Genomic DNA, 13360 nt, shown 5'->3' with positions numbered 1-13360 from the left:
GAGCCACGCCGCGGGCGTCCGGTCCGGCTAGGCTCGACGCGTGACTGCGCGGCTGCCGGTGTTCCCGCTCGCAACGGTGCTCTTTCCCGGGCTCGTGCTGCCGCTGCACATATTCGAGGAGCGCTACCGCGCCCTGGTGCGCCACCTGGTCGGGCTGCCCGAGGGGGCGCCCCGCGAGTTCGGCGTGGTGGCGATCCAGGCCGGCTGGGAGGTCGCCCCGGCACCCGGCCGGTCGACCCCCGGCGGCGGTGACGTGACACTGCACGAGGTGGGGTGCACCGCCGAACTGCGGCAGGTCACCGAGCTCGACGACGGCGGCTTCGACATCGTCACGGTGGGCCGGCGGCGGTTCCGGATCGCCGACGTGGACCGCTCCTCCACGCCGTACCTGACCGCGCAGGTCGAGTGGCTGCCCGAGCCGGGCGGCACCGACGAGATCGCCGAACTGCTCGCGGCCCGGGTGATCGCGGTGTTCCGGCAGTACCTGGGGCTGATCCGGCCCGATCCGGAGGAGATCTCCGAGCAGCTGCCGGAGGACCCGACCGTGCTGTCCCACCTGGTCGCCGCGACGGCCGCGCTCACCGTGGCGGACCGCCAGCGACTGCTCGCCATCGACGACACCGCCACCCGGCTCCGCGCCGAGCTGCGGCTGCTCAACCGCGAGGCGGCTCTGCTGCGCCAGGTGCGGGCGGTTCCGGTGCCGCTGTCGGAGCTGGCGTCGCCCCCGGCCCCCAACTGAGGCCGCCGGGCTCCGGCTCCGGACGCAGCGACGGCCAGCGCGACCAGCCGGCCAGCAGGGTGTACGTCACGGCCGCGGCGAACGCCGGCAGCAGCACGTCCCCGAAGGGCACCGGCAGGAACCCGAACAGCCACTCGATCCCGCCGGCGCGCAGGTCGGCCGGCTTGCCGAAGGCGGTGCCGTCCGGGGCGCTCGCCAGCAACCGCTGGTAGCCGGAGAGCCCGACCCGGCGGCCGACCTGCCAGGCGACCAGCGCGGCGCCGAGCGCGCCGAACGCCGCCCCGGCCAGCACGGCGGGGCCCCGGCGGCGGCGCAGCACGACCCAGAGCCCGACCGCGGCGAGCAGCCCGAAGCCGAGCCCGAGCAGGCTGAACCAGCCGTCGGCGGCGATCGGCTGCTCCGGCTGCGGCTGGGCGTAGATGGCGCCCTCGGCGGTCTTGAGCACCGGGGTGTCCGGGGCCACGGCCGCCCACAGCAGCCCGAGCGGCACGCCCAGGACGGTCAGTGCGAGCACGGTGGCGAGGGTCGCCGCGACGGGCCGGCGAGGCCGGTCGGCCGGCTGCTCCGGAAAACCGGCGTACGCCGGGGGCCACGACGCGGCCGGTCCACCCGCCTGCGGCCAGGGGCCACCGCCCGGCGTGGCCGGCTCGACCGGGCCCGCCTCGCCGGGCCACGATCCGGCGTCGGGCGCGCCGGAGAGCGGCGTCCAGCCGTCGTTCGCCGAGCGGGCCGGCGGGGCGGGGCCGGCGGGCGCGGCGGCACGGTCCGGCTCGTCGGGACGGTCGACGGACCGGTGCGGATCGGGGGTGTCCGGGCTCACCCGATGATCCTCTCAGGCGGGTTGGCGACGCGGGGCGCCGGTGGCCGGACACCCCCTCAGCGGGCGAACGGCTCCAGCATCACCGCGGCGGCGCGCAGCCACGCCTGCCGGGTCTCCGGCTGGAGCTGGTGGTACTCGATCGAGGAGCCGGTCTCCAGCGCCGGGTCGTACGGCACCACGGCGACGGCCCGGGTACGGGTGGCGAAGTGCCGTTCCAGGTCGTCCTGGAGCTGCGAGCGGCCGGGCGTCGGGCAGGAGATCAGGGTGACCGCGTTGTCGGCCAGCTCCCCCATCCCCTCCTCGTGCAGCAGGTCCAGCATCCAGTCCGCGCTGAACGCGGCGTCCTCGCGCGGCACGGTGGTCACCACCAGCTGGTCGGCGGCGTGCATGACGGTGCGCCAGTTGGCGCTCTCCACGTTGTTGCCGGTGTCCACGCAGACCACGTCGTGGGTGCGGCGCAGCAGCTCCAGCACCCGCTTGACGGTGAACTGGTCCAGCCGCTGGGCGAACCGGGGGCTCTCCTCGCCGGCCAGCACGTCGTACGAGCCGTCGGAGGCGTGCCGCAGGTAGTCGTCGAGGGACTCCAGCAGTTCGGCGCCCTCACGGATCTCGATGTGCGCCAGGTCGCTGATCAGGTGCCGGATCGTCCGGGCGTGCCGGGCGCTGCCGGCGCGCAGCCCGAGGGTGCCGCGCAGCTCGTTGTCGTCCCAGGCCAGCACGCCCCGGCCGCGGACGCTGCCGACGGTGGCCGCGGCGAGCACGGTGGCGGTGGTCTTGTGCACCCCGCCCTTGGGGTTGGCGAAGGCGAGCACCCGGGGCGTGCCGAGCTCGCGGCGCAGCACGCCGGCGGCCCGCTCCTGCTCGTCCTGCGGGGCCTGCGGGCGCCACTCGATCCGGGCCGGTTCGATCCGCGCCGGCGAATAGCCCCGGTCGGCGGTCACCGCCGGTGGGTACGCCGGCTCGGCGGGCACGGCCGGCTCCGGCGGATAGGTCGGCTCGGGCCGGTACGACGGCTGCGGCGGGTACGCCGGCTCGGCCGGGGCATGACCGGGTCGGTAGCCGTCGTCGATCAGCGGGGCGTACCGCGACTCGACCGGCGGCGGCGGCTCGTGCCGGTAGCCGTTGTCCAGCAACGCGTAGCGGGACTCCGCCGTCGGCTCGGGCGGGTAACCGGGCTCGGCCCGGTAGGCCGGCTCCGGCGGGTACCCCGGCTCACTCCGGTACGACGGCTCGGGCTGGTACGACGGCTCCACCTGGTACGACGGCTCCACCCGGTACGCCGGGTCGACCCGGTAGGTCGCCTCGGCCCGGTAGCCCGGGTCGGTGCCGTACCGGGGCTCGACGGGCGGCACGGCGGCCGAGGCCCGGCCGGACCAGCCGGTGCCCGGCCCGCGCCGGGGCAGCGCCTCGCGCGCCGGTGGGGGCTCCTCGGGGCGGTGGTCGGCCTCCGCCGGCTCGCCGCCGCGACCGCCGAGCCGGGCACGGTCGAGCAAGGCCCGCCATCGCGGTGCCGGTTCGGCCGACCGGCCCCAGCCGGTCTCGGTGCCGTCCAAGGCTCGCCCTCCCCGCGCCATCGATCTCCGCCTGACAGGCTACGAACGAAACCCTATTCGGACCACACCTGTCCCCGCACATCCCCCATGGGCAATCCTCACCCGCCCGGCGCTGGCCCACCCCCACCGCCGGTGTCCGGCGAGGTCGGAGGCGGTGTGGGCGCCCGCGAGCCGGCCGATCCGCCGGGTGAGGGATCGATCACGTCCCGTGCCTGTTCCGACGAAACGCCCACCGACGGGAAGTCCAGCGCGGTGTCGGCCGGCGGTCGTACCACGTCCCGCTGCTCGGGCAGCGGCGGAAGGACCACCGCCCGGTCCAGCCGGCGCAGCTCCGGGGCCGGGTCCACCGCGCGCACCCCGGGCCGGCCGGCCAGCGTCCGCAGCACGGCCGGGTCGGCGCGCACCACCGCCGCGTAGACGCACGCGCACCCCGCCCGGTACGCCCGCGCCTCCCGCGCGGCGACCTCCGCGCCGGTGGCGTACACCCGGCGCAGCTCGCCCTCGGCGGTGCCGGCGGCCCGGGCTCGCTGGTCGGCGGCCTCCCGGTCCTTGCGCTCGGCCACCGCCGTCATCCCGGCGACCACGTCCTGCGGCAGCAGCTGCGCCGCCAGGCGGACCACCTCGGTCTGCCGGTCGGGCAGCGGCACCCGCGTCACCACCTCGGAGACCGGCGCGTCGGCGAGCACGCCGGGCAACTGCGCCGGCGCGAGGTAGCCGGTGAACGAAACCAGCGCGTACGTCCCGGACGGCGCTTCGGACGGCGGCAACGCGGTCAGTTCCGCCGCGGCGGCGCGCACGTACTCGGGGATCCGGTCGCCGGGCCGCACCCCGACCCGGGTGACCTCGCCGACGGTGCGGTCGCCGACCGGCTCCTCCCGGCGCCCCGCCCAGCCGGCGGTGAGCAGCACCGCCCCCACCGCGGCGAGCGCGGCCGAGGTGAGCCAGCGCGGCCGGGCACGGCCGGGCCGGCCCACCGGCGGTGTCGGCCGGTCGGCCGGTGGCGGTACGGCGGCGCTCACCGGCGCGGGCCCCCTGTCGGCTCGGATCGGGTGCGGTTCGGTCGGCTCGGACCGAATGCCGTTCGGTCGGCTCGGGTCGGTTGCGGTTCGGTCGGCTCGGACCGGGTGCGGTCAGTCGCGCAGGATCGCCAGCGCCCGGGCCAGGTCGTCCGGGTACTCGCTGACGAAGGTCACCTCGTCGCCGGTACGCGGGTGCAGGAAGCTCAGCGACCGGGCGTGCAGCCACTGCCGCCCCAACCCGAGCCGGGCCGAGAGGGTGGGGTCGGCGCCGTAGGTGATGTCGCCCACGCAGGGGTGCCGCAGCGTCGAGAAGTGCACCCGGATCTGGTGCGTGCGACCGGTCTCCAGGCGCACGTCGAGCAGGCTCGCCGCCGGGAACGCCTCGATGGTGTCGTAGTGGGTGATGCTCGGCTTGCCGCCGGAGACCACCGCCCAGCGGTAGTCGTGGTGGGGGTGCCGGTCGATCGGGGCGTCGATGGTGCCGCGCAGCGGATCGGGGTGCCCCTGCACCACGGCGTGGTAGCGCTTCTCCACCTCGCGGTACTTGAACGCCCGCTTCAACGCGGTGTACGCCTGCTCGCTCTTGGCCACCACCATGATACCGGTGGTGCCGACGTCGAGCCGGTGCACCACGCCCTGCCGCTCGGCGGCGCCGCTGGTCGAGATCCGGTGCCCGACGGCGGCGAGGCCGCCGATCACGGTCGGCCCGGTCCAGCCGGGGCTGGGGTGGGCGGCCACGCCGACCGGCTTGTCCACCACCACGATGTCGTCGTCGGCGTGGACCACGGTGAGGCCCGGCACCGCCTGCGGCACCACCGTCGGCGGCGCGGCCGGGGCGGGCAGCGTCACCTCCAGCCAGGAGCCGGCCTTCACCTTGTGCGAGTTGGGCCGCGCGGCCCCGTCGACCAGCGCGTCACCGGCGTCGACCAGGGCCGCCGCGGCGGTGCGGGAGAGCCCGAAGAGGCGGGACACCGCCTGGTCCAGGCGCATGCCGTCGAGCCCGTCCGGAACGGGCAGGGAACGCTGGTCACCGCCACCGGCGGCGAAGGCCGAGGTCACGCCCGCTCCCGGGGCTGAGCGCCGGTGGCGTCCCGGTCGTCGGCCGCCGCGTCGTCGGCGGCGCCCTGCGTACCGGCCCGGCTGCCGTCGCGCTGGCGGCCGGTCAGTTCGAGCAGCACGGCGAGGAGCACCCCGGAGACCAGCGCGCTGTCGGCCAGGTTGAACACCGGCCAGACCTGCCCGTACGGGTCGAAGAGGCTGACCATGTCCACCACGTGCCCGACGAAGTGGCCGGGGGCGCGGAAGATCCGGTCGGTGAGGTTGCCCAGCGCGCCGCCCAGCACCAGGCCGAGGGAGACCGCCCAGGGCAGGGACCGCAGCCGTACCGCCATCCAGACGATCCAGCCGACCACGCCGATGGTGATCAGCGGGAAGATCCAGGTGTGGTCGGCGCCGATGCTCCAGGCCGCCCCGCTGTTGCGGGTCAGGGTCAGGTAGACCGCGCCGCCGAGCAGGCGTACCGGCCCCCGGTCGTCGAGCGTCACCAGCGCGAGGTGCTTGGTGAACAGGTCGGCCAGCAGGGCCGCGAGGGCGATGCTGGCCAGGACCACGACCGCCTTGCGGCGAGGCGTACCGTCGCCCGGCTCAGCGGTGCCGGATCCGGCGGTCGGTGCTGTGGTCATCGACTCCCCATCGACTGTCCGACGGTGAGCGGTTCACCGTCTCGCGTTCGTCACCGGGGAGCGGACGTCAGCGCCGCTCCTCCAGCTGCTTGCAGGTCACGCAGAGGGTCGCCGACGGGAAGGCGGCGAGCCGCTCGACCGGGATCGGGTTCCCGCACCGCTCGCACCACCCGTAGCCACCCTCGTCGAGGCGCTCCAGGGCCCGCTCGACCTGCGTGATCCGTTCCCGGATGCTGTTGGCGAGGGAGATCTCCTGCTCGCGCTCGAACGTCTTGGTGCCGGTGTCGGCCTGGTCGTCCCCGGCCGAGTCGGTCAGCCGGTCGCGCTGCAGCTCGGTGATCTCGCTCAGCGTCTGATCGTACTCGGCTCGCAGCTCGTCCCGTCGGGCCGCCAGGGCCGCCCGGATCTTCTCGGTCTCCGCCGCGCTGCGGGTGGCCTTCACCGCAGGCTTACGGCCCGCGGTCCTGGTGTCGGCTGGCTTCGCCATCGTCAGCTCCCTCAGCCGCGTAACGCGGCGGTCGGCGGTGTCCGGACAGGGGTCACCGGCCTGGCGCCCCCACGTAACAAAACGGGCGCACGGCAACGAGGGCCGCGCACTCCGGAGGTTGGCAAGAATACGGAACGTACAGGCGTCCGACAACGTGGCGCACCGTCGTGCCGCTATTCAGCCCCTAGTAAGCCCTAATCGGGGCAAAGGGAACGCTAGCAGATCAGCCATCCCGATCCTCGCCGTACTCGCCAAACCACCTGGCCAGTCGACCCCGCCGGCTGACCGCCCGCAGCCGCCGCTCGACCTCGTCCCGCACCCCGGCGGTCGCCACGATCAACAGGCTGTCGCCCGTCTTGAGCCGGGTGTCCGGGCCGGGAACGAAACCCGCCCCGTCGCGCAGCACCAGGGTCACCGAGGCGCCCACCGGCAACCGCAGCTCGTCCACGTGCACGCCGGCCAGCCGGGAACCCGGCGGCACCGCCAACTGGAGCAGGTCCGCCCGCATCCGCTCCAGCGGCGCCGTCTCCACGTGGATCTCGGCCAGCTCGGCGGGCGCGGTCACCCGCAACCGGCGGGCCGCCGGCGCGAGCGTGCCCGCCTGCAACACCGTGAAGATCACCACCAGGACGAAGACCGCGTCGAAGAGCCGGTCCGCCCCGGGCACCCGTTCGGAGAGCGGGATGGTGGCCAGCACGATCGGCACCGCCCCGCGCAGCCCGGCCCAGGACAGGAACGCCTGCTCGCGCAGGTTGACCCGGAACGGCAGCGCGGCCACCAGCACCGACAGCGGCCGGGCCAGCAGCAGCAGGGCCAGGCCGGCGACCACCGCCGGCAGCACCGCCGCGTCCAGCCGGCTGGGCGTGGCCAGCAGCCCGAGCAGCACGAACAGCCCGATCTGGGCCAGCCAGGCCAGCCCGTCGGCGAAGCCCAGGATGGCCTGCCGGTGCGGCAGCCGGGCGTTGCCGAGCAGCACCCCGGCCACGTACACGGCGAGGAAGCCGGAGGCGTGCAGCACCGCCCCGGCCGCGTACGCCAGCACGGTGAAGCCGACCGCGGCGATCGGGTAGAGCCCGGACGAGGGCAGCGCCGCGCGGCGCAGCGCGAAGCGGCCGGTCAGCCCGGCGGCGAGCCCGACCGCCGCCCCCACGCCCAGCTCGTAGCCGACCAGGAACACCTCGTACCACCACGGGTGACCGCCCTCGGCGCCGCGGGAGAGCAGCACCACCAGGATCACCACCGGGGCGTCGTTCATCCCGGACTCGGCCTCCAGCGTGGCCACCAGCCGGGGCGGCAGGCGCAGCCGGCGCAGCGTGGCGAAGACCGCCGCCGCGTCGGTGGAGGAGAGCACCGCGCCGTAGAGCAGGGCGAGCCGCCAGTCCAGGCCGAGCAGCAGGTGCACCACCAGGCCGACGACCAGGATGCTGACCAGCACCCCGACCGTGGACAGGGCGGCGGCCAGCCCGAGCACCGGGCGCAGCGTGCTCCACCGGGCGGTCAACCCGCCCTCCGCGATGATCACGATCAGCGCGCAGAAGCCCAGCACCCGGGTCAGCTCGGCGTCGTCGAAGCGGATGCCGAGGCCGGCCTCCCCGATCGCCACGCCGAGCGCCAGGTAGACCAGCAGACTCGGTACGCCGAGGCGGGTGGAGAAGCGGACCGCGCCGATCGCCACCAGCAGGACGGCGGCGCCCAGCAGCAGCGCGAGGTCCAGCCCCGCCGTCACGGGTCACCGACCCGCAGCGCCCTCACCCGTCCGATCCGTCGCGCAGCCGGCGGAGCACGTCGGTCAACCCGGGGGCGGGACGCTCGACGGTGAACAGCTTGTCGCGGCTGGCCGCGCCGGTACGCAGCGACACCGCCGCCGGTCGTACGCCGAGCGCCCCGGCCAGGGCCTTCCGGGCCGCCTCGGTGGCCCGCCCGTCCACCGCCGGCGCGTTCACCGCGATCACCAGCGCGGGGCCGTGCGGGCCGTCGAAGCGGCCGCCGACGCGGGCGCGGGAGGCGCCGGGCTTGACACGTACCGCCACGGTGAGCGGCTCCCCGGTGGGCATCGACGCGACTCAGCCGGGTCGGGTGTCGGCGAGCAGGGCGGTGTCCGGCGCGCAGTCCGCGCACGGGGTGAAGCCGAGCGAGACCGCCTCGGAGACCGCCAGCGGCTCGTCGTCCCGGCCGCGCAGGTGGGGGCAGGAGCGCAGGTGGTAGCGGGGGCGGCCGTCGACGACCCGCACCTCGGTGTCGAGCCGGGCCACCCACGCGGCGTCGGCCGGGGACACGTCCTGGGCCTCCGGTTCGTCGTCGACCTCGACCGGTTCCGCCGCCCAGCCGCCGGCCGCTCCGTCGCGCCCGGGGCCCGGCGCCGGACTCACCGAGTCCCACGGGCCGGCGTCGTCGACGTCGCGGGACCGCCCGGCGGTCGGCGCGGCCTCCCACGCCGGGTCCGCGTCCGGTGCGCGGCGCGCGGCCACGCCGTCGGAGTCCCACGGGCTCTCGGCCTGCGGCTCCCACGGGTCGGCGTCGCCGGTCACCGGCGGCTCGGGCGGTTGCCGCCACCCGTCGCCACCGGTGCCGCTCGTCGGGGGAACATGCTGGACGGGGATCTCCGGCTCCACCGGGGCGTAGGGCTCCGGCGGGGTCGTGGCGCGGGGCGTACCCGCGAAACCCCGGCCCGCGCGCGGCCCGGCCCGGTCCGTCGTCGCCTTGGCGGCGGCCACCTGGCGGGCGCCCGCGATCAACGCGACGGCGGCCAACAGGCTGGCCGCGATGGAACTGATCAACAGGGTGCTGGAGCCGTCAGCGAGACCGAACACCAGCAGTACGACCGCGACGAGGATGAGCAGCAGACTTGCGACTATCACGGCTCACCCCCGCCGCGTCGTGTCGATGTGGCGCAGCCGGCGACCGTCGGGCGACGGCCGCCGACCGTGGATCAGCGACCGGCTTCGAGAGCGCCGGAGCGACCGCCGCCGTACGAGCCGGCGAGGCTCGGGGCGGCCAGTCCGTTGCCGGTGGCGGCGCGGCTGCCCTCGGCGCGGGTCATCTCGGCCTCCAGGCCCTGGCCCCGGCCGTCGAGGTCCCGCAGCTGGCTCTCCAGGTACGCCTTGAGCCGGGTGCGGTACTCGCGCTCGAACTGCTTGAGCTCCTCGATGTGCTTCTGCAGCGCGGTGCGCTTGGCGTCCAGGCCGCCCATGGCCTCCTGGTGCCGCTGGCGGGCGTCCCGCTCGAGGGCGTCGGCCTTGGCGCGCGCCTCACGGGTGACCTCCTCGGCCTTGGACCGGGCCTCGGAGAGAAGCTGGTCGGCCTCGCGGCGGGCGTCCGACACGTGGTCGTCGGCGGTGCGCTGGGCCATCATCAACACCCGCAGCGCCTGCTGCTCGCCGTCGCCGCCGCCGGCCGGGCCACCGGCGGACCGGACCTGCTCCAGCTCGGCCTGCATGGCCCGGGCGGCCTGCTCGGCCGCGGCCTTGTCGCGCTGCACCCGGTCGAGCTGGGCCTTGACGTCGTTGAGCTCCGCCGCGAGACGGGCGTCGCCGCCGGGGCCGGCGGGAGCGCCACCACGGCCCCCGCGCTCCACCTGGGCGCGCAGCTCGTTGTTCTCCTCGATCAGACGGGCAAGCTCACGCTCGACCTCGTCCAGGAAGGCGTCGACCTCCTCCTCGTCATACCCCCGCTTGCCGATCGGCGGCTTTTTGAAGGCGACGTTGTGGACGTCGGCCGGGGTCAGCGGCATCGAAACTCCTCGGGTCAGTTGCGGCCGCGTAGCGGGCTGGGCCACCGGACGTTCATCCGATGATCAACCGCTTCAACACGAACTCCATCAGCACGAACAGGATAACCAGGAGCACAAGGGAGGCCAGGTCGATGCTCACGGTACCAATTCGCAGTGGAGGGATCACACGCCTCAACGCCTTGAGAGGCGGATCAGTGACGCTCCACACGGATTCCAGTCCCGCCGATGCCCCGCGCCCCGGTTGCCAACGGCGACCGTACTGCAGGACGGCGCTGAGGACGAATCGGGCCAACAGCACAATCAGGAAGAGGTACAGGAGCAGGTACAGCACTTGGAGCACGATCGACAACACGGCAGGCGACGTCCCTCGGTCGGGCGGACTTAGCTCAGGCTGAAAAAGCCGCCCTCAGCGATCTTGGCCTTGTCCTCCGCGGTGACCTGGACGTTGGCCGGTGAGAGCAGGAACACCCGGTTGGTCACGCGCTCGATCGTACCGCGCAGCCCGAACGCCAGCCCGGCGGCGAAGTCAACCAACCGACGGGCGTCGGCCTCGTCCATCTCGGTGAGGTTGATGATCACCGGAACGCCGTCGCGGAAGTGCTCGCCGATGGTCCGCGCCTCCCGGTAGGTGGTCGGGTGCAGCGTGGTGATCTGGTAACGCTGCTCCTCCTCGGCCACCACCGCGCGCTCGCGCGCCTGGGTCTGCGGAGCCAGGGCCAGGTTGTCCCGGGTGTGGTAGGTCAGCGCACCCGAGGTCTCCCCCGCGCCGGACCGGGTGATCGAGCGGACGCTGGACCGCTCGACCCGCTCCGGACGCTCGTCGTCGGCCCGGTCGGCCTCCACGGCCCGGCTCGCGCCGCGCTCGCTCAGCCGGCCCCGCTCGCCGAGCCGCGGGCGCGGCGCCGGCGGCTCCTCCGACTCGTCCTCGTCGTCGTCGGCGAACTCCTCGGAGTACCGGCTCGACCGGTACCGCGAGTCGCGGTAGCCCGGCTTGTCGTAGCCGTCGTCGTAGGCCCGCTCGTCATCCTCCTCGACGAGACCGAGCCAGACCCCCGCCTTGCGCAGTGCACCCATCCCGCGCCCTTCCGTCCGCCGTGCGGCACGCACCCCCGTGCCGTGTCGCCTGATCACGAATGGACAATCCATGCCCACCGGATCGGAGCGGCAATCCCCCGACAGGCGATTCGCGGCCGCCCGCCGTGGCCCCCGACAACGGGACGCCGTTCCTCAAACAACACAGATGTAATTTGCTTCTACCGCGGTCAGGCTACCGCAGCGTGGGACGCATTCCGAGCAACGCGCTGCCGACGCGGACATGTGTCGCGCCATATTCGATGGCCGGTTCGAGGTCGCCGCTCATTCCGGCGGAGAGCGCGGTCGCCTCCGGGTGCCGGTCGCGGAAGCGCGCCGCCACCTCGGCGAGCCGGGCGAACGCCCGCTCCGGCTCCCAGCCCAGCGGCGCCACCGCCATCAGCCCGGCCAGCCGCAGGCCGCCGGCACCGGCCAGCGCCTCGGCCACCGGGCCCAGGCCGCGGTCCGGGTCGGCCGAGTCCGGCAACGCGCCGCCGCGCGCCGGGTCGCCGTCGATGCTCACCTGCACCAGGGCGTCCAGCGGCCGGTCCCGGCCGGCGCACGCGGCCGCGTCCAGGGCCCGCGCCAGCCGGACGCTGTCCACCGAGTGCACGACGTCGGCGTAGCGGACCACCGAGCGGGCCTTGTTGCGTTGCAGCTGGCCGATGAAGTGCCAGCGGACGGCCACCCCGGCGGCGGCCACCTCGGCCGCCTTCGGGGCGGCCTCCTGGTCGCGGTTCTCCCCCACGTCGGCCACCCCGAGCCCGGCCAGCGCGACCACGTCGCCGGCCGGGTACGTCTTGGTGACCGCGATCATGGTGACCTCGGCGCGGCCCCGTCCGGCGGCGGCGCAGGCGTCGGCGATCCGGGCGCGGACCCGGGCCAGCCCGGCCGCGAGTTCGGCACGCCGGTCGGGCCGTACCGTGGCTGGTTGATCGGTCATCGGCGGAGCTCAGGAACCGTTCTTGAGGAAGTCGGGCACGTCCACGTCGTCGAAGAGCACCCGGCGCGGCGACTGCTGCTGGGCCGGCAGGGTGGTCGGCGGCGCGACCGGCGGGTTCTGCGGCGCCGGCTGGTTCTGGTTGGTCTTGCGCGGCGCCTCGGCCGCCTTGTACGAGGGCGTGCCCCCGTCGAAGCCGGCCGCGATGACGGTGACCCGCACCTCGTCGCCGAGCGCGTCGTCGATGACCGCGCCGAAGATGATGTTGGCCTCCGGGTGCGCCGCGTCGGTGACCAGTTGGGCCGCGTCGTTGATCTCGAACAGGCCCAGGTCGGAGCCGCCGGCGATGGAGAGCAGCACGCCCCGCGCGCCGTCCATGCTCTGCTCCAGCAGCGGGCTGGAGATGGCCGCCTCGGCCGCCTCCACCGCGCGGTTCTCGCCGCGGGCGCTGCCGATGCCCATCAACGCGCTGCCGGCGCCGCTCATCACGCTCTTGACGTCGGCGAAGTCCAGGTTGATCAGACCCGGCGTGGTGATCAGGTCGGTGATGCCCTGGACACCGGAGAGCAGCACCTGGTCGGCGGTGCGGAAGGCGTCCATCATGGAGATGTTGCGGTCGCCGAGCGCCAGCAGCCGGTCGTTCGGGATGACGATCAGCGTGTCGCACTGGTTGCGCAGCTCGTCTATGCCGGACTCGGCCTGCACCTGGCGGCGCTTGCCCTCGAAGGAGAACGGCCGGGTCACCACGCCGATGGTGAGCGCGCCGAGCTTGCGGGCGATGTTCGCCACCACCGGCGCGCCCCCGGTGCCGGTGCCGCCGCCCTCGCCGCAGGTCACGAAGACCATGTCGGCGCCCTTGAGGACCTCCTCGATCTCGTCGCGGTGGTCCTCGGCGGCGTTCTTGCCGACGTCCGGGTTGGCGCCGGCGCCGAGGCCCCGGGTCAGCTCCCGGCCGACGTCGAGCTTGACGTCGGCGTCACTCATCAGCAGCGCCTGCGCGTCGGTGTTGATCGCGATGAACTCGACGCCCTTGAGCCCAACCTCGATCATCCGGTTGACGGCGTTGACGCCGCCGCCCCCGATGCCGACGACCTTGATGACCGCCAGGTAGTTGTGCGGAGGTGTCATCTCCGGTCCTTTCCCTTCGAGATTGGCATCGCCCCGACCGGGTACGGCGTGACCAGACCGACGGTCGACGACAGCTGTCACCACAGAGGATCAGGAATAAACCCTCACCCTCTACTAGAGGCTTACAGTTATGTCAACCACTGATCCTCTTCGGGGCAACGTAAGCGCCCCCACGCCGAGAGCCAAGGACC

Annotated in this window: 15 protein-coding genes; 1 reads left to right on the top strand and 14 read right to left on the bottom strand. The window is 74.5% G+C overall.

All coding sequences use genetic code 11. The annotated features are described in order from the left end of the window. Nucleotides 1–40 precede the first annotated feature (40 nt). Nucleotides 41–739 carry an LON peptidase substrate-binding domain-containing protein gene (locus KBX37_RS05015; protein WP_210774748.1) on the top strand — a complete coding sequence of 233 codons (699 nt, stop codon included), beginning with the start codon at nucleotides 41–43 and terminating at the stop codon, nucleotides 737–739. On the opposite strand, the gene KBX37_RS35550 is transcribed toward KBX37_RS05015, so the two are convergent. The 14 genes from KBX37_RS35550 to ftsZ all read right to left on the bottom strand — a co-directional run bounded on the left by KBX37_RS35550 (nucleotide 654) and on the right by ftsZ (nucleotide 13169). Beyond that, complete coding sequence (locus KBX37_RS35550) at nucleotides 654–1559, bottom strand: DUF2567 domain-containing protein (protein ID WP_210774747.1); 906 nt, start codon at nucleotides 1557–1559, stop codon at nucleotides 654–656. The two genes, KBX37_RS05015 and KBX37_RS35550, sit on opposite strands and share 86 nt — an antisense overlap. Before the next feature lie 56 nt (nucleotides 1560–1615). Beyond that, nucleotides 1616–3133 (bottom strand): AAA family ATPase, encoded by a 1518-nt coding sequence (locus KBX37_RS05005; RefSeq protein WP_210774746.1) that lies wholly within the window; start codon nucleotides 3131–3133, stop codon nucleotides 1616–1618. A 77-nt stretch (nucleotides 3134–3210) separates the two neighbouring features. After that, complete coding sequence (locus KBX37_RS05000) at nucleotides 3211–4131, bottom strand: hypothetical protein (RefSeq protein ID WP_247657060.1); 921 nt, start codon at nucleotides 4129–4131, stop codon at nucleotides 3211–3213. A 111-nt stretch (nucleotides 4132–4242) separates the two neighbouring features. Further along, entirely contained in the window at nucleotides 4243–5190 is a 948-nt protein-coding gene (locus tag KBX37_RS04995; protein ID WP_210774745.1) for an RluA family pseudouridine synthase, read from the bottom strand. Beyond that, nucleotides 5187–5813, bottom strand: coding sequence for a signal peptidase II (gene lspA, locus KBX37_RS04990; protein WP_210774744.1), 627 nt, complete (start codon nucleotides 5811–5813; stop codon nucleotides 5187–5189). Before lspA ends, KBX37_RS04995 begins: the two co-directional genes overlap by 4 nt. A 67-nt stretch (nucleotides 5814–5880) precedes the next feature. Further along, nucleotides 5881–6300 (bottom strand): TraR/DksA C4-type zinc finger protein, encoded by a 420-nt coding sequence (locus KBX37_RS04985; protein WP_154943859.1) that lies wholly within the window; start codon nucleotides 6298–6300, stop codon nucleotides 5881–5883. 223 nt (nucleotides 6301–6523) lie between these two features. Continuing rightward, nucleotides 6524–8026 (bottom strand): potassium/proton antiporter, encoded by a 1503-nt coding sequence (locus KBX37_RS04980; protein ID WP_210774743.1) that lies wholly within the window; start codon nucleotides 8024–8026, stop codon nucleotides 6524–6526. Between the two features lie 22 nt (nucleotides 8027–8048). Further along, nucleotides 8049–8354 (bottom strand): DUF167 domain-containing protein, encoded by a 306-nt coding sequence (locus tag KBX37_RS04975; protein WP_210774742.1) that lies wholly within the window; start codon nucleotides 8352–8354, stop codon nucleotides 8049–8051. 9 nt (nucleotides 8355–8363) lie between these two features. Then, nucleotides 8364–9158 carry a hypothetical protein gene (locus KBX37_RS35870; protein ID WP_210774741.1) on the bottom strand — a complete coding sequence of 265 codons (795 nt, stop codon included), beginning with the start codon at nucleotides 9156–9158 and terminating at the stop codon, nucleotides 8364–8366. A 71-nt stretch (nucleotides 9159–9229) separates the two neighbouring features. Continuing rightward, nucleotides 9230–10030 carry a DivIVA domain-containing protein gene (locus tag KBX37_RS04965; protein ID WP_210774740.1) on the bottom strand — a complete coding sequence of 267 codons (801 nt, stop codon included), beginning with the start codon at nucleotides 10028–10030 and terminating at the stop codon, nucleotides 9230–9232. 52 nt (nucleotides 10031–10082) lie between these two features. After that, entirely contained in the window at nucleotides 10083–10382 is a 300-nt protein-coding gene (locus KBX37_RS04960; RefSeq protein ID WP_210774739.1) for a YggT family protein, read from the bottom strand. A gap of 29 nt (nucleotides 10383–10411) precedes the next feature. Next, nucleotides 10412–11104, bottom strand: a complete 693-nt coding sequence (locus KBX37_RS04955) for a cell division protein SepF (RefSeq protein ID WP_210774738.1) — start codon at nucleotides 11102–11104, stop codon at nucleotides 10412–10414. A 193-nt stretch (nucleotides 11105–11297) separates the two neighbouring features. Further along, nucleotides 11298–12044, bottom strand: a complete 747-nt coding sequence (locus KBX37_RS04950) for a YggS family pyridoxal phosphate-dependent enzyme (RefSeq protein ID WP_210774737.1) — start codon at nucleotides 12042–12044, stop codon at nucleotides 11298–11300. A 9-nt stretch (nucleotides 12045–12053) separates the two neighbouring features. Beyond that, on the bottom strand, nucleotides 12054–13169 hold the full coding sequence (gene ftsZ / locus KBX37_RS04945; RefSeq protein ID WP_179801026.1) for a cell division protein FtsZ: 1116 nt from the start codon (nucleotides 13167–13169) through the stop codon (nucleotides 12054–12056). Nucleotides 13170–13360 lie beyond the last annotated feature (191 nt).

Source organism: Micromonospora sp. U56, assembly GCF_018070095.1.
GTDB classification, from domain to species: Bacteria; Actinomycetota; Actinomycetes; order Mycobacteriales; family Micromonosporaceae; genus Micromonospora; species Micromonospora purpureochromogenes.
This window is presented reverse-complemented; position numbering and strand designations above follow the sequence as displayed.